The 21,517-nt window shown below is 58.5% G+C and carries 15 protein-coding genes; 4 read left to right on the top strand and 11 right to left on the bottom strand.

Annotation, left to right across the window (positions count from 1 at the left end; all coding sequences use genetic code 11):
* The first annotated feature begins 90 nt into the window (after positions 1–90).
* The gene (locus AVO44_RS19725; RefSeq protein ID WP_233422039.1) at positions 91–1,317 is read left to right on the top strand and encodes a hypothetical protein; all 1,227 of its coding nucleotides are present in this window, start codon (positions 91–93) and stop codon (positions 1,315–1,317) included.
* Positions 1,318–1,452: 135 nt separating this feature from the next.
* Positions 1,453–3,960 (top strand): GcvT family protein, encoded by a 2,508-nt coding sequence (locus tag AVO44_RS19730; protein ID WP_068340939.1) that lies wholly within the window; start codon positions 1,453–1,455, stop codon positions 3,958–3,960.
* A gap of 35 nt (positions 3,961–3,995) precedes the next feature.
* Here the strand turns inward: AVO44_RS19730 and AVO44_RS19735 are convergent, their stop codons facing one another.
* The 10 genes from AVO44_RS19735 to xdhA form a co-directional block, all read right to left on the bottom strand.
* The gene (locus AVO44_RS19735) at positions 3,996–4,331 is read right to left on the bottom strand and encodes a carboxymuconolactone decarboxylase family protein (RefSeq protein WP_068340940.1); all 336 of its coding nucleotides are present in this window, start codon (positions 4,329–4,331) and stop codon (positions 3,996–3,998) included.
* 69 nt (positions 4,332–4,400) lie between these two features.
* Positions 4,401–5,054 carry a DUF938 domain-containing protein gene (locus tag AVO44_RS19740; RefSeq protein ID WP_068340941.1) on the bottom strand — a complete coding sequence of 218 codons (654 nt, stop codon included), beginning with the start codon at positions 5,052–5,054 and terminating at the stop codon, positions 4,401–4,403.
* Positions 5,051–6,124, bottom strand: coding sequence for an NAD(P)/FAD-dependent oxidoreductase (locus AVO44_RS19745; RefSeq protein ID WP_068340942.1), 1,074 nt, complete (start codon positions 6,122–6,124; stop codon positions 5,051–5,053). The genes AVO44_RS19740 and AVO44_RS19745 overlap by 4 nt, the downstream gene beginning before the upstream one ends.
* A gap of 229 nt (positions 6,125–6,353) precedes the next feature.
* On the bottom strand, positions 6,354–7,427 hold the full coding sequence (locus tag AVO44_RS19750) for a BMP family ABC transporter substrate-binding protein (protein ID WP_068340943.1): 1,074 nt from the start codon (positions 7,425–7,427) through the stop codon (positions 6,354–6,356).
* A gap of 31 nt (positions 7,428–7,458) precedes the next feature.
* A complete protein-coding gene (locus AVO44_RS19755; protein WP_068340947.1) occupies positions 7,459–8,379 on the bottom strand; it encodes an ABC transporter permease in 921 nt (306 codons plus the stop codon).
* 1 nt (position 8,380) lies between these two features.
* Positions 8,381–9,463 (bottom strand): ABC transporter permease, encoded by a 1,083-nt coding sequence (locus AVO44_RS19760; protein ID WP_068340950.1) that lies wholly within the window; start codon positions 9,461–9,463, stop codon positions 8,381–8,383.
* A 38-nt stretch (positions 9,464–9,501) separates the two neighbouring features.
* The gene (locus tag AVO44_RS19765; RefSeq protein WP_068340956.1) at positions 9,502–11,019 is read right to left on the bottom strand and encodes an ABC transporter ATP-binding protein; all 1,518 of its coding nucleotides are present in this window, start codon (positions 11,017–11,019) and stop codon (positions 9,502–9,504) included.
* Positions 11,016–11,951, bottom strand: coding sequence for a xanthine dehydrogenase accessory protein XdhC (gene xdhC / locus AVO44_RS19770; RefSeq protein WP_068340959.1), 936 nt, complete (start codon positions 11,949–11,951; stop codon positions 11,016–11,018). Before xdhC ends, AVO44_RS19765 begins: the two co-directional genes overlap by 4 nt.
* The gene (gene xdhB, locus AVO44_RS19775) at positions 11,951–14,353 is read right to left on the bottom strand and encodes a xanthine dehydrogenase molybdopterin binding subunit (protein WP_068340962.1); all 2,403 of its coding nucleotides are present in this window, start codon (positions 14,351–14,353) and stop codon (positions 11,951–11,953) included. Before xdhB ends, xdhC begins: the two co-directional genes overlap by 1 nt.
* Entirely contained in the window at positions 14,350–15,711 is a 1,362-nt protein-coding gene (gene xdhA, locus AVO44_RS19780) for a xanthine dehydrogenase small subunit (RefSeq protein WP_068340965.1), read from the bottom strand. The genes xdhB and xdhA overlap by 4 nt, the downstream gene beginning before the upstream one ends.
* Before the next feature lie 344 nt (positions 15,712–16,055).
* Between xdhA and dnaE the strand changes: the two genes are divergently transcribed.
* Positions 16,056–19,556, top strand: a complete 3,501-nt coding sequence (gene dnaE / locus AVO44_RS19785) for a DNA polymerase III subunit alpha (protein WP_068340967.1) — start codon at positions 16,056–16,058, stop codon at positions 19,554–19,556.
* 91 nt (positions 19,557–19,647) lie between these two features.
* Here dnaE and AVO44_RS19790 read toward each other — a convergent pair whose 3' ends face one another.
* Positions 19,648–19,842, bottom strand: a complete 195-nt coding sequence (locus AVO44_RS19790; RefSeq protein ID WP_068340971.1) for a SlyX family protein — start codon at positions 19,840–19,842, stop codon at positions 19,648–19,650.
* Positions 19,843–19,971: 129 nt separating this feature from the next.
* Here AVO44_RS19790 and hisS point away from each other — a divergent pair, with 129 nt between their 5' ends.
* Complete coding sequence (gene hisS / locus AVO44_RS19795; RefSeq protein ID WP_068340973.1) at positions 19,972–21,516, top strand: histidine--tRNA ligase; 1,545 nt, start codon at positions 19,972–19,974, stop codon at positions 21,514–21,516.
* Position 21,517 lies beyond the last annotated feature (1 nt).

Raw genomic sequence — 21,517 nt, forward strand, 5'->3', positions numbered from 1 at the left:
CTGCCCTATTCGCAGACTATCTTTCGCATTCAAGAGCAGTGATTGATTTTAGGGTCTCGAATGGGCGTTTTACGGATTTTGGGTTTTGCAATGATCGTGTGTTTGGTCATCGCTGGCCTCGACTATTTCCAGCAGGGTAAAAAACACGACGGCAGTTTGTCCGTCAGTGGTTATGTTGACACGATCAAACAGCGTTTCGCGCAGCAACAGGGCGAACGTGAGGCCAAAGCCGTTGAGCGCGATCGTCAGAACCGCTGGAACGCCGGTGCCAAACCCTATCTTCCTGCGGCCGCACAGGGTTGGGATCGGTATGAGCTGACAGACCTCGACAGCGCACCGGTGGACACTGTTCTTTCGGAGTATGACCCGACGCCGCTGATAAGCTCGGTTTCTGGTACGTCCGAGTTGATACGCCTATCCAAAGCGGGAAAAGAGGGCTTCGCCCGCAAGCTAAGCAAGACGGGGCTGGTCTATTCCAACGGGGATGAGGTCGCCTGGTTCGACATTAGCCTCAAGCCCAAATCCGCGCGCAACTCATTGGCTGGTATCGCCTTGTCGCGGCAGCAGAATTTTGCAGCGATGACCGAGATCACCAAAGGTTTCGCGGTCATTGATGGCGTCGCGTTCATGGAAACCACATATTCCATGTTGGAGTCTGACGAAGCCCCCGACTATCGCAGGATTACCGGGCGCATTGGAATCGATGAGGAAGTCGTGATCCGAATGAACACCAATGCGTCAGACGAAGCCATTCTCGAACTGTTGCAAGCTGTCGATTATGCCGCCCTGAATGCGTTGCTGACCTTCCCTTCGCCCGTCGTGGGGGCAGGTATCCTGATCCCGCAAGACCGGCAAGCAGAAGTCGCACAGAAGATGGATGACTTATACTCTGAGATGATATTGGTGCAGGAAAAGATGACCGACGAAAAACTCGAGAATCTTAACTTTGCTGCGGTGATGGTCAACGCGATGACGGCATCTGGGTATAATAGCGATGGCATCATGGACATTACCGGTGGCAAGGTGTTCGAAAATCAGGATGTTCTGCAAATCGGATATGGTCGGGCGCAAAAGCTGCTGTTGGAGTCCGACCAACGCCAAGCTGCGCTTGCCGACGACACGGCGCAAGGGTCGGGCTTTTTCAAGCGGTTGAAAGACAAATTACCGGCCTTCGGAATACCTGGGGTTACGGGCGCGTCTGCGGACTCTGCTGCGCCTAAGAAGTCGTCGCAGCCCGTGCGCGTGCACAAGGGCGGGTTGGGGACATCCTGCGCACAAGTTGGCAGCATAAAACGATGTGCAGCCGCCGGCCAATAGGCCAAATCCATTGAATCAACGGCCCGTATTGAATAGCGGGTCGTTTTCTTTCTCTCACTGGTCGGATGAATGTCGCGCCGGGGTCTTCAATTGCGCCATATGGTGTCAACTGAATTCAAGGGGAGACGCCCGGTTATGAAAACCCAAGTCAAAGCATTGGTCGTTGGCGGCGGCGCCATCGGGACCTCGATTGCCTATCACCTGGCCAAGGCGGGCTGGGACGATGTCATGTTGATCGAACGGGATGAGCTGACGTCTGGCTCAACCTGGCACGCAGCCGGTTTGCTGCCGTTGTTCAACATGTCCTATGCGACAACTCACATCCACAAATACTCGGTCGATTTCTACAAGACGCTTGAGGAAGAGACCGGCTTGAACGCGGGCTTTGCCGTGGTCGGGAACCTGCGCATGGCGCAGACGCAGGATCGTATGGATGAATACATGCTCTATGCATCCACGGCCGAGACTTGTGATGTCAAATACGAATGGCTGACCCCGGATCAGATCAAGGAACGCTGGCCGTTGATCGAAACCGGCGACCTGAAGGGCGCGATTTACCACACCGAAGACGGCTACATTAACCCCGCTGACGTGACTCAGGCGATGGCCAAAGGTGCCCGTCAGCGCGGCGTGGACATCGTGCGCAAAATGCAGGCCGATGCCTTCCACTGGAACGGTACTCATTGGGAAGTCACCTGCACCAAGATGGTTGAGCAGGGCGGCAACCTTGTTCCCTCCGACGAGCAGGTGGTGATCACCGCCGAACACGTTGTGACCGCGTCGGGCAACCATGCACAGCGCACGGCCAAGATGCTGGGCATCAAGATGCCCGCAATCCCGGTTGAGCACACGTTCATCGTCATGGACAAAGACCCTGAACTGGTCAAATGGCGTGAGGCAGGCAACCCCGAGCACCCCGTTGTGCGTGACGCTGACAACGAATCTTATGCGCGTGAGGAACGCGGTGGCTGGATTCTGGGTATCTACGAACACGGTGCACCCGCACGGTTTGAATATGGTGTGCCAGACAGCTTCCGAGCAGACCTGTTCCCGCTGGATCTCGATCGGATTGCCGAGCAATACATGGCGATGGCCGAACGCGTGCCGTCCTGCGCCGACTCGGGCCTGAAGGACGATTTCAACGGGCCGATCTGTTACACACCTGATGGAAACCCGCTGGTTGGTCCGGCTCCGGGTCTGCGCAATATGTGGTTGGCCGAAGGCTTTAGCTTTGGCATTACCGCAGCAGGCGGCACCGGCTACTATCTGGCGCAGATGATGGTCGATGGCGAAGCCGAGATCGACATGGCCTCGCTGGACCCCAAGCGGTATTCGTCCAACTGGATGACCACCGAGTTCGCCGCGCGCAAGAACGAAGAGTGTTATGAGCACGTCTATATCCTGCACCATCCGGATGAAGAGCGTGAAGCCTGCCGCCCGCTGCGCACCGTTCCGGCCTATGACCGTCAGAAAGCCCGCGGCGCGCAGTTCGGCTGGGTCAACGGCTGGGAACGTCCGAACTACTTCGGCCCGCTGGATGCACCGGACAACTTTGACAAGGAAAGCCGTTCCTTCCGCCGTGGTGGCTGGTGGCAATATGCCGTCGAAGAAGCCAAAGCGATCCGCAACGGCGTTGGCCTGATCGACGCCTCGGCCTTTACCAAGCATGTGGTCAAAGGCCCCGGCGCGACCCAGTTCCTCGATTGGTTCACCTGTAACAAGCTGCCCAAGGTCGGACGCATCAACCTGACCTATGCGCTGACCTCGCACGGCACCACCCGTACCGAATACACCATCGTCCGCAATGGCGAGAACAGCTATTACATCGTCTCCGCCGGTGCCTGGACCGAGTATGACGCCGATTACCTGCGTAAAGCGGCCGAGGACAAGATGGAGGAGTTCGGTTACATCGAGATCCAGGACGTGACCACCCAGTGGGGCGTCTTCGCCATCGCCGGACCAAAGTCGCGTGATGTTCTGAAAGAGGTTATCAAAGACGCCGACCCCGAAACCGCACTGTCCAACAAGCGCTTCCCGTGGTTGTCGGCGCGCCAGATCGAACTGGGCATGTGCCCGGTCAACGCGATCCGCGTGGCTTATACAGGTGAGCTGGGCTGGGAACTGCACCACCCGATCGAAATGCAGAACTATCTGTTCGACCTGCTGGAAAAAGCTGGTGAGAAGCACGGTATGAAGCTGGTCGGAGCCCGCGCCCAGAACTGGCTGCGTCAGGAGAAATCCTATCGCGCCTTCGGCACCGAGCTGGGCCGCGATGCGACCCCGCTGGAAGCTGATCTACCGCGCTTTGTCGATCTGTCGAAAGACTTCTACGGCAAGGCCAAGCTGGAAGAGACTGGTGTGCGCGTGAAATGCTGCACTCTGCTGATCGACGGGCCGGACGATGCCGACCCGTGGGGACGTGAGGTGTTGTACACTCCGGAAGGTGAGCGCGTGGGGCGTCTGACCTCGGGCGGGTATTCGGTGGCGTTTGAGAAATCCATCGGCATGGGCTATGTGAAGCCCGAATTGGCGGTCGAAGGCACCAAACTGAAGGTCAAGATGCAAGACAAGCTGTGGGACGCAGTCGTGACCTGCGACAGCCCCTATGACCCGAAAAACGAAACCATCCGCAAGGATGGGTGATTAGTCAAAGACCCCGGAGAACTCCGGGGTCTTTTTTATTGGGACAGTTCGTCGAAACATTCCAACGCTTTGGCGGCGTACATCATCGACGGGCCTCCACCCATCTGGATGGTCATCGCCAACACGTCTGAAAACTCAGCGCGCGACGCCCCGGCTTTGATCAGGGCTTCGGTGTGGAGCGTGATGCAGGGCTCACACCGGATCGCGATCGAGATGCCCAAAGCGATGAACTCTTTGGTTTTGTAGTCCAGCTCACCCCCTTGCTTCACGACTGCCCCAAGCGCACCGAATGCGCGGGTGGTATCCGGTAGCGCACCGTTAAGGGCGCGCAGACCTTGTCGCGTGTCCTTGATCTTTTCCTGCCAGCTCATGTCACCATTCCATTTCACATAATGTGATATGGATATGCTGCAGCGTGCTGAGACCGACTTTGATCTTGATCAGCTATCACGTTTTTCTGCAACAAACGTCAGGTTGTTTGCCGGCATCTCAACCACTTCAAGGACGTTCAGGCCCTGGGTGGCCATCCAACTGGCGATGTCACCGTCATCCTTGTATCCGATTTCCGGATCTTGCTGGACAAGCGCATCATGGAACCTCTGGTCGCCATCGCTCGTCAGTCGGCCCGACCTTTTGAACGGACCATAGAGGATAAATCGGCCTTTTGGGGCAAGCGCCTGCGCGGCTTCGGCAATCAGCACCTGCGTTTCCGGCCAACTGATCAGATGCACCAGATTGATCAAGACGATAAGGTTTTGATCCGAAAATTTCGTATGCCAACCGGGGGCCGTTGCGTCCAGTGCGACTGCTTCTGCAACATTGGGCAAATCCGAAGTATAGGAATTGATGCTTGCGCGTCGCTCGGGCTCAACTTCGGTCGGTTGCCATTTCAAGGCGGGCAAGCCCTGCGCAAAGGCGCTGACATGCTGGCCTGTCCCGCTGGCGATTTCCAGTGCCTGACCTTCGGTCGGTGCCCACTTCACCAGCAGATCGCAAAGTGCATCCGCGTTGCGGGTCGCCGCGGGGGCAACAAGCCGCCCGTCCTGACCTTTGGTTGCAACGCTGGCGCTAGGGGGAAGGGTTCGTTTGATCATCGGCGCAGTCTTTCCGGGCTGAGGGCGGCTGTGGTTTCTGTATCAAGATCGGGGGTCATACCTGTCGCCAGATCAGCAACCAGTTGCGACGCGGCGGGAGAGGTCTGGAATCCATACCCGCCCTGACCCGCTGACCAGATAAAGGAAGGGTCTGCCGGATCGGGGCCAAGCACCAAGGTCCCATCTGGCGCAAAGCTGCGCAGCCCGGCCCAGTTCGCCTCAACCCGTGTGACGGGTTCGATGACCATCTCTTCGTAGCGGGCTAAGCCTTCGGCCAGCACCAAATCGTCGGCATATGCGTCCTGAGGCGGCACAGGCTCGGCCTCGGACGGTGAGACCAGCAGTTTGCCCGCATCGGGCTTGGCGTACCATGCCTCCCCCACACCGAACAGCATCGGCCAGCCCCTGATGTCATGTCCGCCGGGGGCAGGCAAGCGCGCCATTGACCGGCGCTTTGGCGTAATACCGATGGGTTTGATCCCCGCCAGGGCGGCAACCTCATCGACCCAAGGACCTGCTGCATTCACCAATTTGCGCGCGTCGTAAACATCCCCGGCCTCCACGATCCAATGCTTGTCTTTCCGAATTGAGGTGACACGCGCCTTGGTCAGCACCGCCCCACCATTTCCGCGGATGGTTCGGACGAAATCCTGCATTAACCTGTCGGTGTCGATATCGAATGTAGATTGGCTGACAGCCGCATAGGCAAGTTTGTCTGAGTCCAGAATGGGCACGCGATCTATTGCATCAGCCGCAGAAATGGCACGCATGTTCAACGCGGCAGCATCTGCTTCAAACGCGGCTTGCTGGTCCTTGCGACCGACCAACAAAATACCGCGAGGAGTCAGATATCCGCCATTCTCATCGTGTAGATACGCCGCGCTGGCCTTGTTCAACGCAACAACCGAAGGCGGACCGTAGCTTTGTTCGAACAATGCGGCCGAGCGACCGGACGCGTGATAGCCAATCGCGTCTTCAGCCTCAAGAACGGTTACCCGCCCGTGGGCCGACAGGCGCGCCCCGGCACTCAGGCCAGCGATGCCGCCGCCTATGACAAGGAAATCAATCATTTGTCCTCTGCGGTACGCTTCGATTGAACGGTGCAGGCCAGCCGGACGCCGCCACCTGAGCCTGCTTGGACGCTTAAAGCAGTCTTGCTGGAGCGCATCAAGCCGCTTGACCAAAAGCGGTGTTGATCGCCTGCATCAGAGGGAGCGAAGGTATTCCAAAACAATGTGTAGTGCAGAACAAAAAAGGGCCGGCCAAGCGGCCAGCCCTTCGGTGTTTTTGCGGTGCCGCTTATTGCGGAATGTCACCTTCCAGACCTTCGACATAGAAGTTCATACCCGCCAGCGTGCCGTCATCGGCCACTTCGCCTTCTGCCAACCAGTCGCTGCCGTCCTGCTTTTTCAGCGGGCCGGTGAAGGGGTGATATTCACCTGCGGCCATTGCGGCTTTCAGCGCCAGCGCCTCTTCCTTTACATTGGCCGGTACGGCGTCCGAGATCTCTCCGATTGCAACCATGCCTTCACGGATACCATCCCACGTGTTGGCGGTTTCCCATGTGCCGTCCATGACGGCCTGAGTCCGGGCGATGTAGTAAGGGGCCCAGTCGTCGATGATCGAGGATACACGCGGGAACGGAGCGTATTCGCTCATGTCCGAGGCCTGACCAAAGGTGACAACGTTGCCGGCCTCTTGTGCGGCCGCCTGTGGTGCGGTCGAGTCGGTGTGCTGAAGGATCACATCCGCGCCCTGTTCGATCAGAACGGTGGCGGCATCCGCCTCTTTCGCCGGATCGAACCATGTGTAGGCCCAGACGATCTTGAACTCGACATCCGGGTTCACCTTCTTGGCGTGGATATAAGCCGAGTTGATGCCACGGATCACTTCGGGGATCGGGTAAGATCCGATATAGCCGATGATATTCGACTCGGTCATGTTACCAGCGATATGGCCCTGAACCGCGCGTCCTTCGTAGAAACGAGCCGAATAAACCGAAACGTTCGGCGCGGTCTTATAGCCTGTTGCGTGCTCGAATTTCACATCCGGGAATTTCTTGGCAACGTTAATGGTCGGATCCATATAGCCAAATGACGTGGTGAAGATCAGATCTGCACCGTCCAGCGCCATCTGAGTCATCACGCGTTCGGCATCTGGACCTTCCGGAACGGATTCGACGAACACGGTTTCAACCTTGTCGCCAAAATGTTCTTCGACGGCCAGACGACCCTTGTTGTGCTCGTAGGTCCAGCCGCCGTCGCCGATGGGGCCGACATAGACAAAACCGACCTTGGTTTTGTCTTGGGCCACAGCGCCTGTGGCCAGACCAAGCGCGATGGCGGCGCTTGTCAGAAGTGAAGTGAATTTCATGTGTTACTCCCCAAGTTGGTTCAGTTGGCCCCTAGTGTGAGGCATGGAAGATCCGGCCCAGTGAGGCAGGTGCGCTGCTCTTGTCGGCCGAAAGGATCACGAGCACAAGGATCGTGATGATGTAGGGCGACATTGCCAGATACTCGACAGGGATGGCAACGCCCGCTGCCTGCAAATTAAGCTGCAACACGGTGATACCGCCGAACAAATAGGCACCCAGCAACGCGCGCCACGGCTTCCAGCTGGCGAACACGACCAAGGCCAGAGCGATCCAGCCCACGCCTGCGGTCATCCCTTCGGTCCACTGTGGGACGCGGATCAGGCTGATATAGGCTCCGCCCAGGCCTGCGCAGGCTCCGCCGAAAAGGATCGCCAGTATGCGGATCTTGATCACCTTGTAGCCAAGCGCGTGCGCGGCATCGTGGTTTTCGCCCACGGCGCGCAGGATCAGGCCGACCCGCGTGTATTTCAGTGTCGCCCACACGGCGGCGGTCAGACCGATACCGACATAAAGGATCGGGTCATGCTGAAACAGGATCGGGCCGATCACTGGAATATCGCTGATTACCGGGATATGGATTTCACCCATGCTGGGCGGTTTGACCCCAACGTAGCCCTGCCCCATCAAGGCGCTGAAGCCCAGTCCAAAAAGCGTTAACGCCAACCCGCTGGCAACCTGGTTGGCCAGCGCCACCTGCGTCAGCAGCACGAACAACAGCGACAGCACCGCGCCACCAACAGCGGCTGCGACAAAACCCAGATAGGGCGAGCCCGTCTCGACCGAGATCGAAAAGCCGCTGATTGCGCCGACGATCATCATGCCTTCGACGCCAAGGTTAAGAACGCCTGCTTTTTCCACGACCAGCTCTCCGATCGCGGCAAGCAGAAGTGGGGTTGCGGCCACCATCAGCGAGGCGATCAGAAGGACGGGGTTAATTTCACCAAGGTCCATGTTACGCTACCTCGCTACGGGCCGCACGGATGCGGTAGTTTGTCAGAAGATCGAAAGCCAGCAGGAAGAACAACAGCATCCCCTGGAAAACTTGGATGGCAGCGGCTGGCAGGCCCAACTGAGACTGTGCGATCTCGCCGCCGATATAGGTCAGCGCCATCAGGCCCCCGGCCAGCAGAATGCCCACCGGATGCAGGCGGCCCAGAAAAGCTACGATGATCGCGGTAAAGCCGTAGCCCACGTTAAAGTCGATGCTGACCACGCCCGAAGGACCTGAGACCTCGAACATCCCAGCCAGACCTGCCAGAGCGCCGGACAAACCCAGACAGAACAGGATCAGCCGGGCAGGGTTCACGCCGGCGAATTTCGCTGCCCGAGGGGCCTCACCCGTCAGGCGAATGTGGAACCCCAGCATATGCCGGTTCAGCAGGATATAGGCGAAAATCACGGCGATCAGTGCCGTTACGACGCCCCAGTGCATCCCTGATCCGGCGATCAGTTCGGCATTATGCGCGCTGTCATAGGATTGCAGGTTGCGCGAGCCGGGAAAGCCAAAGCCTTCGGGGTTCTTCAGCAGACCAAGTGAGACCGAGGCCAGCATCTGCTCGGCCACATAGACCAACATCAGCGACACAAGGATTTCGTTGGTGCCAAAGCGAACCTTCAGAAAGGCCGGGATCATCGCCCAAAGCCAGCCGCCGAACGCCCCGGCGATCACCATGATCGGAAAGATGTACCACGCCTCCAGCGGATAAAAAGCCAGCCCGGCCCCGGCCCCAAAAATGGCACCCATGATGTACTGGCCTTCGGCGCCGATATTCCAGATGCCCGCGCGAAAACCCAGCGACAGGCCAATTGCGATCAGCACCAGCGGCGCGCCTTTCACCAGCAATTGCGGACGGTAGTAGAAGGCAAACTCACCAAACAGCGGTTCCCAGAAAATGGTACCGATGGCTTCGATCGGGTTCTTTCCCAGGATGGCGAACAGAACGCCGCCAAAAATCATCGTTGCCACCACCGCGACCAAAGGGGTGGCATAAGACCACGCCTTGGACGGCTGAGGCCGTTTCTCCAACACAATCATCCGCTCATCCCCCTGTTATTGTTCTCTTTTGTTGTGTTTTAGACATGGGCCACCTCCATGCCATGCGCGCCACCCATCATCAGGCCGATCTCATCTACGGTCAGGCCGGAGGTCGGACGCGGTGCGCTTAGCCGGCCTTCGTTCAGGGCGGCGAAACTGTCGGAGATTTCCATCAGCTCATCCAAATCCTGCGAGATGCAGACAACTGCCGTACCCTTGGCGGCCAGATCCAGAATGGCCTGTCGGATTGCCGCCGCCGCAGCGGCGTCAACGCCCCAGGTTGGCTGGTTCACCACCAGAACGTCCGGGTCTTGCATAACTTCGCGGCCAATGACGAATTTTTGCAGATTGCCACCCGACAATGATCGGGCCGCATTCTCGGGGCCGGGGGTTCGGACATCGAACGCTTTTATGATTTTCTCGGCAAAGTTCTTCGTTTCGGCCCATTTGAGAAAACCGTTGTTCTCAAGGCTCTCGCGGACCGACCCGGTCAGCAGCGCGTTTTCGGTCAGGCTCATATCCGGGGCTGCCGCGTGTCCAAGCCGTTCCTCGGGGGCGGTCAGAACGCCCAGCTTGCGGCGTGCTGTTGGGCCGAGTTTTCCGATGGGCTGTCCGTTAAACTTGATCGCGTCTGCGGTGGTCAGGATTTCACCGGACAGCACGCCCAGCAGTTCATCCTGCCCGTTCCCGGCAACCCCGCCAATGCCAAGAACTTCACCCTTTCGAACTGTCATGTGCACATTTTTCAACGCGGTTCCGAATTCCGAAGGCGAAGGCACCGACAACCCGCTGACATCCAGTGCGACTTCACCGAACTCACGTCCTGCTCGTTCGGGCGTTTGCAGGGTTGAACCCACCATCAACTCGGCCATATCGCGGGCCGAGGTCTGTGAGGGGACACATTCGCCCACATTCTTGCCCAGCCGCAGGATTGTTGCATGGTCACACAGCGTGCGAATTTCTTCGAGCTTGTGCGAGATATACAGGATGGATGTCCCTTCGGACCGCAATTTGTTCAGTGTTTCGAACAAGATGTTGACCTCTTGCGGGGTCAGAACCGAGGTTGGTTCATCCATGATCAACAGCTTGGGGTCTTGAAGAAGGCATCGGATGATCTCAACCCGCTGACGCTCACCGGCGGATAGGTCACCAACCGTGCGGTAAGGGTCCAAAGGCAGGCCGTAGGTCTCGGACACTTCGCGAATGCGCGAGGCGAGATCGCCCATCGGGGGCGGGTTCTCCATTCCCAGGGCAATGTTTTCGGCCACGTTCAGCGCGTCGAACAGCGAGAAATGTTGGAACACCATCGCGATCCCATCCGCGCGCGCAGCCCTGGGTTCAGCAGGCGCAAAAGGCTGGCCACGAAGCGTCATGGTGCCGCTATCGGGCTTGACCAAACCATAAATCATCTTGACCAGCGTCGATTTGCCCGCGCCGTTTTCGCCCAGCAGGGCATGGACTTCGCCCTCGCCAATGTCAAAGGACACCTGATCATTGGCCACGACACCGGGATAGGCCTTGGTCAGCCCCTGCAAACTTAGGAGTGGAGTGGTCACGCGCTCAGGTCCTTCTTCAAGTCATTCTGCCGGGCCGGACGCAACACTTGCGCGGCGACGCCAACGGCGATCATTTGCGGGTGTTTGCCCAGTGACGGATCACCGATTGGGCAGGTGATCCGGCTTATCCGTTCGGGTGAATGCCCAAGGGCCGCCAACCGAGACCGGAATCGCGCCCATTTCGTAGCCGAGCCGATCAGGCCAGCAAAGCGGAAATCGTGCGAAAGCAGCCTGTTGCACAGTTCCAGGTCCAGATTATGAGAATAGGTGAGCACAAGATGCTCGGCACTACGTGGTGCATGATGGACCAGCGCCGCCGGTTTGGCAGCCGGAATCGCGGTTACACCGGGTGGAATGCTGTCCGGGAACCGATCTTGCGTGGTATCGACCCAGGTAATCGCCAGATCGGGCAGTGGGGACAGGACATCCACCAGCGCGCGGCCAACGTGGCCTGCGCCCCAGATCCACAGATTGCGCGTGGGTTGGTGTACCGGTTCAACCATCCAGCCTTCAATCAGTTGTGGTTCAGGTGCGATGCCTTGACTGCGGGCGGACGCCAGCAGGCGTTTGACGGATAAAGGCATGTCACCATCCTTCGCTGACCGTACAACAATAGTGCTGTCGAGTGCGTTCACGGCCTCAAGGTCGTAGACCTCGCTGAGCAGGGACACCGCGCCACCGCAGCATTGTCCCATCTCGGGCCCAAGCGCGTGGTGGGTCAGCTTAATTTGCGATGTTTGCAACCGCGCGGCTTCGGTCGCCTGAAACTCAAGGGTGCCACCCCCGATTGTGCCGCTTTGCCCGTCCTCCCAAACCAGCATTGCAGCACCAACCTCACGCGGGGACGATCCCTTGATCGCAGCGATAACCACCCGGGTGACTGTCCCGTGGGTTTTGATCGCCTCCCTCAAAGCCTCCAGGTCAAATCCCATCAGATGCCTCCCTTAATTCTTTGCACGCCGTGCCAGATTTCTTCGGCCGTCGCGGGCGCGTTCAACGCCGGATAGCTGTCGCCACAGGCCGCTACCGCATCTGACAGCGCCAACCAAGCCGAAATGCCCAGCATGAAGGGCGGCTCACCCACCGCTTTCGAGCGATAGATCGTGTTCTCGCGATTCTCACCCTCCCACAGCGCGACGTTGAAGACATCCGGCCGGTCCGAGCAGGCGGGGATTTTGTAAGTCGACGGCGCATGCGTGCGCAGGTTGCCGGTATCGTCCCAGACCAGTTCCTCGGTCGTCAGCCAGCCGGCACCTTGCACATAGCCGCCTTCGACCTGCCCGATGTCCAGCGCGGGGTTCAGCGAGGCGCCCGCGTCATGCAGGATATCCGTGCGCAGGATGCGGTTTTCCCCGGTCAGGGTGTCGACGGCGACCTCGGTCACAGCCGCGCCATAGGCGAAGTAAAAGAACGGGCGGCCGCGCCCCTTGATCCGGTCCCACTCGATCTTCGGGGTTTTGTAGAACCCGGTTGCCGACAGGCTGATCCGGCCCTGATAGGCAAGGGCAGCGGCTTCGGCAAATGTATAGCGTTCTTCACCGACCGAAACGGTGCCTTCGGAAAAGATGACAGTCGATGGATCGGCCTGATGACGTTCGGCGAGATATTCGGCCATCCGGTCGCGGATCGTATCGCACGCAGCTTTCACTGCCATTCCGTTCAGGTCACTGCCGGATGATGCCGCGGTGGCTGATGTGTTGGGCACCTTCGCGGTGTCAGTGGCGGTGATCTTCACCATCTCCAACGGGATGCCAAAGCGCGAAGCAGCGACCTGCGCGACTTTTTGGAACAGCCCTTGGCCCATCTCGGTGCCGCCGTGGTTCAGGTGGACCGAGCCGTCCTGATAGACGTGCACCAAGGCGCCCGCCTGATTCAGATGGGTCAGCGTGAAGGAGATACCGAACTTGACCGGGGAAAAGGCGATACCCTTTTTGATCACGCGGTTCGCGGCATTCCATTTCTGGATGGCCGCTTTGCGCGCGGCATAATCGCTGGACTTCAAAAGCGCCTCGGTCATACCGTGAAGCTCAAAGTCGCTAACCTCCATGCCGTAGGGCGTGGTATTGCCACCGGCAGGCAAAGGACGCACCGGAGCGTTCCCGATCTCAACAGCGCCACGGCTGGTCAGGTCTTCATGCGGATCGGGATGACCCATCGGTTTCTCAGCGGGTGCGTGTTCGGTTACTGCGTGTGCGGGCTCATAATAGTTGCGACGACGTAATTCGACGGGGTCCAGCCCCAATTCATAGGCCGCGTGGTCCATGACCCGCTCGATCCCAACCATTCCCTGAGGGCCGCCGAACCCGCGATAGGCGGTGGCGGATTGGGTATTGGTCTTTAAGCGGTGGCTTTCGATCCGGGCATTCGGCAGCAAATAGGCATTGTCCGAGTGCAGCATCGCGCGGTCGGCGACGGGCAAGGACAGGTCCTGTGCCCAGCCGCAAATGGCATAGTGGTGGAACGAGACGCCCTGAATATGGCCATTCTCATCAAACCCAGCCTTGTAGGCGATGCGGAAGGCGTGGCGTTTACCGGTGATGATCATGTCATCATCGCGGTCATATCGCATTTTGCAGGTTTTGCCGGTGGCCCGCGCTGCAACGGCGCAAGCGACGGCCAAAGCGTTGCCTTGACTTTCCTTGCCGCCAAAACCCCCGCCCATGCGACGGGTCTCGACCCGGACGGCGTTCATCGGAACGCCCAAAGCATCGGCTACCTTGTGCTGAATCTCGGTTGGGTGCTGGGTCGAAGAATGCACCAACATGTCCGCGCCTTCATTCGGAACCGCCAAGGCGGCCTGTCCTTCCAAATAGAAATGCTCTTGCCCACCAAGCTCAAACGAGCCTTCGATCACGTGCGCCGCGCCGGCAATGGCGGCATCCGTATCGCCCTTGGCATAGATGCGCGGACCGTCTTCGAACCGGCTGTCAGCGGCAAGCGCGTCTTCGATCGTCAGGATCGGCGTCTCTTTGTCATAGTCGATCTTGCCAAGGCGCGCGGCCTTGCGCGCGGCCGAATGACTTGTTGCAACGACCAAAAATACGGGCTGGCCGATATAATGAACGGTGCCATCTGATAACAGCGGTTCATCGTGGATCGACGGTGAGACATCGTTGGCAAAAGGCAGGTCGCTGGCGGTCATGACCATGACCACGCCGTCCGCGGCCTCTACAGCCGACAAATCCATCGCGGTGATTCTGCCTTTGGCTATCGGACTGAGGCCAAACGCCAGGTGCAGCGTTCCTTTTGGCGTGGGGATGTCGTCGACGTATCGCGCCACACCAGAGACATGTAGGGGGGCCGCGTCATGAGGCAGAGCCTTGGTCACGCTCATACTGACACCTCCAGCACGTTTGTTACTTCACCCTGATCTTCAAGGAAGTATCTTTCCAGCATCGCTTTGGCCGTCTCTAGCCGATAGGTGGCCGAGGCGCGCATGTCCGTAAGCGGGGCATAATCCGTTCCGAAGGCAGGCAATGCCGCCTGAATGGTCTGGGGCGTCCACGGTTGGCCGATCAAAGCGGCCTCAACGTTTGAGGCGCGTTTTGGAATACCGGCCATACCGCCAAACGCGATGCGCGCATCAGTGACGGTGCCCTCTGTAATGGTGATGTTGAAACACCCGCATACGGCCGAGATATCCTGATCGAACCTTTTGCTGAGTTTGTAACACTTCAGACGATCCGGCTGGCGCGGGAAGCTGACAGCTTCGAGGAATTCGCCGGGGCCGCGATCTTGCTTGCCGTAGTCGATAAAGAAATTCTCCAGCGGGATCGATCGGCGTTCATCCCCGTGGCGCAAGTGAAGGGTCGCGCCAAGCGCGATCAACGCAGGCGGATTGTCCCCGATGGGTGAGCCATTGGCGATATTCCCGCCGACTGTGGCGGCGTGCCGGATCTGAACGCTGGAGTAACGGCGGATCATCTCGGCATAAGAGGGGTGCATATCGGCCAGCGCCTCGCCCATTCGGTTCATGTCCACCATGGCGCCAAAGCGGATTTCGTCTTCGGTGATCGTGACCTTTTTTAGATCCTCGCAGCGGTTCAGAAAGATCACCGGGGTCAGATCGCGCAGCTGCTTGGTGACCCACAGGCCTACATCGGTCGCACCTGCGACCAAGGTGGCATCCGGGTGGTTTGCATATAAGGCGGCCAATTCGTCAGACGAACCGGGCAACATGGTCGGCGCGGCTGACGTTGCAACGGGTTCGTCCTTGACCCAGACCGGGACAGGCTGCGCCTCAGCCGCTTCCGCTGCGCGGATGATCGGCGCATAGCCGGTGCAGCGGCACAGGTTCCCGGCAAGCTGTGTATCGTGATCTGTTGCGCCATTTGCGTGGCTTGCAACCATCGACATCACGAAACCGGGCGTGCAAAACCCGCATTGTGAGCCGTGAAGGTCCACCATCGCTTGTTGTACCGGATGGGGTTCATTGTTCGGGCCGCTGGCCCCCTCGACGGTGCGGACCGCTTTGCCGTGCAACTGCGGCAGAAACAGAATGCAGGAATTCAGTGCCTTGGCCCCATCTGTGTCAGTCACCATTACGGTGCAGGCGCCGCAGTCGCCTTCGCTGCAGCCTTCCTTGGTGCCAGTCAGGCCGCGATCCTCGCGCAGCCAGTCCAGCAGTGTGGCTGTAGGATCGACATCCGCCAGCTCAACTGTCTCTCCGTTCAGAAGAAACGTGATATTCATTCGAGAAACCCGTCGCCTTACCCGGTTGCGCCCTGCGGTGCCCTCCTTCGATGCGACGTAGAAAGAGTGGCGGGCGAATAGCTTGCCGTTCGATGTTAGAAACAGGGCAGGTTATCTGGCAAGAAAAACTGATTATGTTATGCATGATTACGACCATTCGATAGGGTAATGCCTGTTTTCCGAACCATTCAGCCATTTGAAATCAATGCGTTTTCCGTTCTGACCTAGCAGCCCCTGCCGAAGCACCTTCTGAAAAAGCCGAACAATCGGCGCTGATTTTTTAAACATCCAAAAGCGTCGGTTCCCGCTTTTGCCGCGCTGCTGGCTGGGGTAGCGTAGGCGGCATGAGCAGTACACCTCGATTCATCCACCTTCGCGTTCATACTGAATATTCCCTGTTAGAAGGGGCCGTGCGGCTGAAAAAGCTGCCTGCCCTGTGCGAGCAGATGGAGATGCCCGCCGTTGCCGTTACGGACACCAATAGCATGTTCTCGGCGCTGGAATTCTCGGTCACTGCAAGCGGGGCGGGGGTGCAGCCGATCATGGGCTGTCAGGTGGATCTGTGTTTTGTGCAGGCCCAGCCGGGTGAAAAGCCCAAGGCACCCGCGCCGCTAGTGTTATTGGCGCAATCCGAGACGGGGTATGAGAACCTGATGAAGCTCAGCTCGTGTCTTTATGTGGACAAGGGCGGGCAGTTGCCGCAGGTCACGCTTGAGGAACTGGCCGAACGCTCGGATGGTTTGATCTGCCTGACCGGCGGACCAGACGGGCCGGTAGGCCGTTTGCTGCAACAAGGCCAACGCCCGGCGGCTGAGGCGTTGGTGGACCGGCTGGCAGCGATGTTCCCGGATCGTTTGTATATCGAACTGCAACGCCATCCGGGTGAGGATGGCCAGCCCGAAGCAGAACGCCTGACCGAGCGCGGCCATGTCGAGATGGCCTACGCCAAGAACCTGCCCTTGGTCGCCACTAATGACGTCTATTTTCCGACCTCGGATATGTACGAAGCCCATGATGCGCTGATCTGTATTGCCGAAGGGGCCTATGTCGATCAGCAGCAGGGCCGCCGCCGCCTGACGGCGCAGCATTATTTCAAGTCCCAACAAGAGATGGCGACGCTGTTCGCAGACCTGCCCGAAGCGATCGAAAACACGGTTGAGATCGCCAAGCGCTGCGCCTTCATGGCCTATCGTCGCGATCCGATCTTGCCGAAATTCGCTGATGACGAGGTGGCCGAGCTGCGCCGCATCGCCAATGAAGGTCTGCAGAAACGCTTGGCTGTCATCCCGCACGCAGTAACGCCCGAGGAATACCAGGAACGGTTGGATTTCGAGCTGGATATTATCGAAGGCATGGGGTTTCCGGGTTATTTCCTGATCGTTGCCGACTTTATCCAATGGGCCAAAGACCATGACATTCCGGTTGGGCCGGGGCGGGGTTCGGGGGCTGGGTCGCTGGTGGCGTATGCACTGACGATCACCGACCTTGACCCGTTGCGCTACAGCCTGCTGTTCGAACGGTTCCTGAACCCCGAGCGTGTCTCGATGCCCGATTTCGATATCGACTTCTGCATGGACCGTCGTGAGGAAGTGATCCGTTATGTTCAAAAGAAATACGGACGCGACAAGGTGGGGCAGATCATCACCTTTGGTGCCTTGCTATCGAAAGCCGCCGTGCGTGATATCGGGCGGGTTTTGCAAATGCCATACGGGCAGGTGGATCGCCTGTCCAAGATGATCCCGGTCGAGGGGGTAAAACCGGTTTCGATCGAAAAAGCGCTTAAGGACGAGCCGCGTCTGCGCGAAGAGGCACGGAATGAAGAGGTGGTCGATCGTCTGCTCACCTATGGCCAACAGGTTGAAGGGCTGCTACGCAACGCCTCAACCCACGCGGCAGGTGTGGTGATCGGGGACCGTCCTTTGGATGCGTTGGTGCCGCTTTATCAGGATCCGCGGTCAGACATGCCCGCGACCCAGTTCAACATGAAATGGGTCGAACAGGCCGGGTTGGTGAAGTTCGACTTTCTGGGCCTTAAGACGCTGACTGTGATCCAGAACGCCATGGATCTGATCTTCAAATCCGGGCGGGATTTGCATATCGCGGCAGATGGGACAGAACTGTACGAACCGGCCGAAGGGGCGGAGAACCAGATCAATGCCATCCCGCTGGATGATGAGGCGACATACAAGCTCTATTCGGCTGCCAAGACGGTAGCGGTGTTCCAGGTTGAAAGCTCGGGCATGATGGATGCGCTCAAGCGCATGAAGCCAACCTGTATCGAGGATATCGTCGCCCTTGTGGCGCTGTACCGCCCCGGCCCGATGGAGAACATCCCGACCTATTGTGAGGTCAAGAACGGCCAACGCAAGATCACTTCGGTCCATCCTCTGATCGACCATATCCTTGAGGAAACGCAGGGCATCATCGTCTACCAGGAGCAGGTGATGCAGATCGCTCAGGTCATGGCGGGGTATAGCCTTGGCGGCGCTGACCTACTGCGCCGCGCGATGGGCAAAAAGATCAAAGAGGCGATGGATGCCGAGCGCCCCAAATTCGAAAAGGGCGCGGCAGAAAACGGCGTGGATGCCAAGAAGGCGTCCGAGGTGTTCGACCTGCTTGAGAAATTCGCCAATTACGGCTTCAACAAATCCCACGCGGCGGCTTATGCGGTGGTCAGCTATCAGACAGGCTGGCTAAAGGCGAACCACCCGGTCGAATTCATGGCCGGTGTCATGAACTGCGATATCCACCTGACCGAAAAACTGGCGGTGTATTTCGAAGAGGTGCGCAAAGGGCTCGAGCTGCCCTATGTGCCGCCCTGCGTGAATCGGTCAATCGCCACGTTTGACGTAGTAGACGGGCAACTTGTCTATGCGCTGGGCGCTTTGAAAAACGTGGGCGTGGACGCAATGAATCTTGTCGTCGACGGGCGTGGGGACAAACCCTTTGTCAACCTGTTCGACTTTGCCCGCCGGGTCGATCTTAAGAAAGTTGGCAAACGCCCGTTGGAGATGCTGGCACGGGCCGGAGCATTCGATGAGCTAGACAAGAACCGCCGCCGCGTTTTCGAAAGCCTCGATCCGCTGGTTCAGTATTCGGCGGCGATCCATGACCAGAAGAATTCGAACCAGGTGTCGCTGTTTGGTGAGGCGGGTGATGATCTGCCCGAACCGCGCCTGTCGCCCACGGCGGACTGGCTGCCGGCAGAGCGCCTCAGCGAAGAGTTCAAAGCCATCGGGTTCTATCTATCCGGTCACCCGCTGGATGATTACATGCCGGCGCTGAAGCGCAAGCAGGTCATGACGTTTGACGATGTAACGGAAAAAGCGCGCTCGGGTCCGTTCATTGCCAAAATGGCGGGTGTTGTCGCCGGGCGGCAAGAGCGGAAATCGGCCAAGGGCAACCGCTTTGCCTTTGCGCAATTGTCCGACCCGACAGGGGCGTATGAGGTCACACTGTTCTCGGAAACGCTTGAGAAGTCGCGTGAGTTTCTGGAAACCGGCGCGCAGGTGGTTCTGTCGGCCGAAGCTACGATGGAATCCGATCAGTTGAAGTTGCTGGCGCGTTCGGTGGGTCCGGCGGATTCGGTCGTGGCCGAGGCAGGTGCCACGGGGTTACGCATATTCGTGGACGTGCCCGAAGTGCTACCGACCGTTGCCAAGGTGCTTGAGGATGCCGCCGGTGCCGCCAAACGGGCTGCCAAAGGCCCGATCCACATTTGCCTGCTGGACCCGGGTTTGCCCGGAGATGTCGAGATGGATCTGGGTCAGGATTTCCCCATCAACCCGCAGATCAAGGGCGCGATCAAATCGCTGGACGGCGTGAGCTTGGTCGAGGAAATCTAACGCGCTGGATTGGTGCCGGGATTGACTAGCTCTGGCCAAAAGCTTGCCTCATCGACAACGCAGTGAAAACCACGCTGGGGCTCAAAGACGTTCAGTAATGCGGCGGGCGTTCGTCTCCGAACACGACCCCGCCCGAACCTTCTTGTGCACGATCAGCCTCGCGCTGCAGCAGCATCTCGACCCGTCGGGCCAGACGGTCGATATCGCCTTGTTGGCGGGTGACGACTGTGTTCAGCTCGTCAACTGTGCGGGTCAGGTGGGCGATCTGTTCTTCCAGATGCTGCATTGGGATCTCCTGTCTTGAGCCGGTCATAACGACCCCGGCAGTCCAAGGCCAGCGAAAGCGTACCTTGCCCCGATGCGGGGCATGGGATAGACCGCGCGCGGAACAAGGATACTCCCAAGGACGCCCCACATGGCCAAGCCCAAGAAACAGCCCCGCCCCAAGGCCGTAACGCCAAAAGGGTTCCGTGACTATTTCGGCCAGGAAGTCACGCAGCGCACTGAAATGCTGCGGGCTATTGCGGACGTCTATCATCGCTATGGCTTTGACGCGCTTGAGAGCAGCGCGGTCGAAACGGTTGAGGCGCTGGGTAAGTTCCTGCCGGACGTGGACCGCCCGAACGAAGGCGTGTTTGCATGGCAGGAGTTCGATGAGGGCGGCAACGGCGATTGGATGGCCCTGCGCTATGACCTGACCGCGCCTTTGGCCCGTGTCTATGCGCAACACCGCAATGATCTGCCTACGCCCTATCGCCGCTATGCGATGGGGCCGGTTTGGCGGAATGAAAAGCCTGGGCCTGGGCGGTATCGCCAGTTTTATCAATGTGATGCGGATACCGTAGGTACAGCTTCGATGGCGGCGGACGCCGAGATTTGCGCGATGCTGGCTGACACGCTCGAGACGGTTGGGATTCCACGCGGTGACTATGTTATTCGATTGAACAACCGGAAAATTCTGAACGGTATTCTTGAACTCACGTTTGGCAAGGTGAAACTCGGCAAGCTCGAGGGTTCGAAAGAGGAGAATGCCAAGCTACAGGCAGTGTGGGATCGAAACGTAGAAGAGGCGATTCTGCGGACAATGGACAAACACGATAAAGTAGGTGACCAAGGAGTTCGCGAACTGCTTGGCCCTGGTCGAAGGGACGAGTCTGGAGCGTTCATTGAAGGTTGGAGCCGAAGCGCCGAAGAAATCGATGTAGTGCTCTCGTTTTTGAATTCGCGAAAAGAGAATAATCAACAAACACTTGATGGCTTGTATAAACTGGTTGAGGGTTCAGAAATCGGTCGGCAAGGTGTCAATGAGCTTAAGAGCATTTGTGCCTTGTTGGAGGCTCAAGGCTACGAAGGGAACAGAATAGTTGTCGACCCTTCGGTCGTGCGTGGCCTCGGCTATTACACTGGCCCGGTCTACGAGGCCGAACTGACATTCGAGATCTTCGACGAAAAAGGCCGCAAGCGGCAGTTCGGGTCTGTTGCAGGTGGTGGGCGTTATGACGATCTGGTCAAACGCTTCACCGGGCAGGAAGTACCTGCGACTGGAATTTCAATCGGGGTTGACCGCTTGCTGGCTGCTCTGCGTGAAAAAGGACGGATCAGCGCGCAGGCCAAGGGGCCTGTCGTTGTTACTGTCATGGACCGCGACCGCATGGCGGACTATCAGGCTATGGTGGCCGAGCTGCGCAATGCAGGCATTCGGGCCGAAGTTTATCTGGGCAACCCCAAGAACTTTGGCAATCAGCTGAAATATGCGGATAAGCGGAACTCTCCGATTGCCGTGATCGAAGGCGGCGACGAAAAGGCCAATGGTATCGTTCAGATCAAAGATTTGATCCTTGGGGCGAAGATCGCCGAAAGCGCCACGCTTGAGGAATGGAAAGAACGCCCCAGTCAGTTCGAAGTGCCGCGAGGTGATCTGGTCGCCAAGGTTCGCGAAATTCTGGACAGTCAGGGCTAGC

This window comes from Ruegeria profundi (assembly GCF_001507545.1).
GTDB classification, from domain to species: domain Bacteria; phylum Pseudomonadota; class Alphaproteobacteria; order Rhodobacterales; family Rhodobacteraceae; genus Ruegeria; species Ruegeria profundi.

What these genes read in the sequence shown, in the direction of transcription:
- AVO44_RS19745 (WP_068340942.1), bottom strand. Translation starts at nt 6,124, where the DNA reads ATGATTGATTTCCTTGTCATAGGCGGCGGCATCGCTGGCCTGAGTGCC.
- hisS (WP_068340973.1), top strand. Translation starts at nt 19,972, where the DNA reads ATGGCCAAGCCCAAGAAACAGCCCCGCCCCAAGGCCGTAACGCCAAAA.
- AVO44_RS19755 (WP_068340947.1), bottom strand. Translation starts at nt 8,379, where the DNA reads ATGGACCTTGGTGAAATTAACCCCGTCCTTCTGATCGCCTCGCTGATG.
- xdhB (WP_068340962.1), bottom strand. Translation starts at nt 14,353, where the DNA reads ATGAGCGTGACCAAGGCTCTGCCTCATGACGCGGCCCCCCTACATGTC.
- AVO44_RS19735 (WP_068340940.1), bottom strand. Translation starts at nt 4,331, where the DNA reads ATGAGCTGGCAGGAAAAGATCAAGGACACGCGACAAGGTCTGCGCGCC.
- AVO44_RS19740 (WP_068340941.1), bottom strand. Translation starts at nt 5,054, where the DNA reads ATGATCAAACGAACCCTTCCCCCTAGCGCCAGCGTTGCAACCAAAGGT.
- AVO44_RS19790 (WP_068340971.1), bottom strand. Translation starts at nt 19,842, where the DNA reads ATGCAGCATCTGGAAGAACAGATCGCCCACCTGACCCGCACAGTTGAC.
- AVO44_RS19760 (WP_068340950.1), bottom strand. Translation starts at nt 9,463, where the DNA reads ATGATTGTGTTGGAGAAACGGCCTCAGCCGTCCAAGGCGTGGTCTTAT.
- AVO44_RS19730 (WP_068340939.1), top strand. Translation starts at nt 1,453, where the DNA reads ATGAAAACCCAAGTCAAAGCATTGGTCGTTGGCGGCGGCGCCATCGGG.
- AVO44_RS19750 (WP_068340943.1), bottom strand. Translation starts at nt 7,427, where the DNA reads ATGAAATTCACTTCACTTCTGACAAGCGCCGCCATCGCGCTTGGTCTG.
- AVO44_RS19725 (WP_233422039.1), top strand. Translation starts at nt 91, where the DNA reads ATGATCGTGTGTTTGGTCATCGCTGGCCTCGACTATTTCCAGCAGGGT.
- xdhA (WP_068340965.1), bottom strand. Translation starts at nt 15,711, where the DNA reads ATGAATATCACGTTTCTTCTGAACGGAGAGACAGTTGAGCTGGCGGAT.
- dnaE (WP_068340967.1), top strand. Translation starts at nt 16,056, where the DNA reads ATGAGCAGTACACCTCGATTCATCCACCTTCGCGTTCATACTGAATAT.
- xdhC (WP_068340959.1), bottom strand. Translation starts at nt 11,951, where the DNA reads ATGGGATTTGACCTGGAGGCTTTGAGGGAGGCGATCAAAACCCACGGG.